The sequence below is a fragment of the Streptomyces niveiscabiei genome, assembly GCF_033794345.1.
In the GTDB taxonomy this organism is placed as follows: Bacteria; Actinomycetota; Actinomycetes; order Streptomycetales; family Streptomycetaceae; genus Streptomyces; species Streptomyces niveiscabiei.
The window spans coordinates 1-1,732 of sequence record NZ_JARAYJ010000103.1; the positions used below are offsets into that span (position 1 = coordinate 1).

General features: G+C 73.1%; 1 protein-coding gene. It reads left to right on the forward strand.

What is annotated here, in order from left to right:
* On the forward strand, positions 1-1,732 hold a 1,732-nt coding region (locus PV682_RS44010), incomplete at both ends, for a non-ribosomal peptide synthetase (protein ID WP_319738574.1).

Below are 1,732 nucleotides of genomic sequence, written 5' to 3' on the forward strand. Positions count from 1 at the left end.
GCGGCTGGGCGCGGGCACGGACATCGCGGTGGGCAGTCCGGTCGCGGGCCGTACGGACCAGGCGCTGGACGACCTGGTGGGCTTCTTCGTCAACACCCTGGTCCTGCGCACCGACACGTCCGGCGACCCCACCTTCACCGAACTCCTCGCCCGTGTCCGCGAGACCGCGCTGTCGGCCTACGACCACCAGGACGTGCCGTTCGAGCACCTGGTGGAGACCCTCAACCCGGTCCGCTCGCTCGCCCACCACCCCTTGTTCCAGGTCCTGTTGGCGCTCCAGAACACCCCCGAGGGCGACTTCGCCCTCCCCGGCCTGCGCACCGCCCCCGTCCCCGTCGGCACCGGCACCGCCCGCCTCGACCTCGCGGTCGCCGTCACCGAACACCGCCGCCCCGACGGCACCCCCGACGGCCTCGAAGCGGTCCTGGAGTACAGCGCCGACCTCTTCGACGAGGACTCCGTACGCACCCTCTTCGACCGCTGGCGACGGCTGTTGACCGCCGCCGCCACCGACCCCGGCCGCCGCATCGGCACGCTCGACGTCCTCGACCCGAGGGAACGTCACACCCTCCTGCACGACCGCAACACCACCCGTGACGTACCGCAGGCCGTCCTCCCGGACCTGTTCCGACGGCAGGCGGCCCGCCGACCCGATGCCCCCGCGGTCGTCAGCGGCGAAACGACGGTCACCTACGCCGAACTCGACGCCCGCGCCAACCGGTTCGCGCACCACCTGATCCAACAGGGCGTCGGCCCCGAGGACGTGGTGGCGCTCAAACTGCCCCGGTCCGTGGAGCTGATCACCGCCATCCTCGGTGTCCTCAAGGCGGGCGCGGCCTACGTCCCCGTCGACCCGGAGTACCCCGAGGCGCGGATCGCGCACATGCTGGACGACGCACGGCCCGTGCTCGTCGTCGAGTCCCCGCAGGCCGTGGCGGTAACCGGGCACCCCGACACGCCGCCGCGGGTCCGCGTCCTGCCGCAGCACCCGGCGTACGTCATCTACACCTCGGGCTCGACCGGCCGCCCCAAGGGCGTCGTCGTCACCCACGCCGGACTCCCCGGCCTCGTCGCCACCCAGGTCGAACGCCTCGCCCTCGACGACGACAGCCGCGTCCTCCAGTTCACCTCCACCGGATTCGACGCGTCCTTCTGGGACCTGTGCGCCGCACTCCTCACGGGTGCCGCCCTGGTCCTCGCCCCCACGGACGCCCCCCTGCCCGCGCTGACCGACCTCGACGTCACCCATGTGACGGTCCCGCCGTCCGTACTGGTCGCGCTGGAAGGGGAGTTGACGGCTTCGACGCTGGTCGTCGCCGGTGAGGCGTGCTCGCCGGAACTCGTCCAGCGCTGGGCTCCCGGCCGTCGGATGATCAACGCGTACGGCCCGACCGAGACGACCGTCTGCGCCACGGCGAGCACTCCGCTCACCCCGACCGGCCAACTCCCGCCCATCGGCGGCCCGATCACCGGCGCACGGGTATACGTCCTCGACGCCGGCCTCCAGCCCGTGGCGCCCGGCGTCGCCGGTGAACTCTATGTCGCGGGCGCCGGGTTGGCGCGCGGCTACCTCAACAGGCCCGCCCTGACGGCGGATCGGTTCGTCGCCGACCCGTACGGGCCTCCCGGCACGCGCATGTACCGCACGGGCGACCTCGTCCGCTGGACGCGCGGCGGCGAGCTGGAGTTCGCCGGACGCGCCGACGACCAGGTCAAGGTGCGCGGCTTCCGC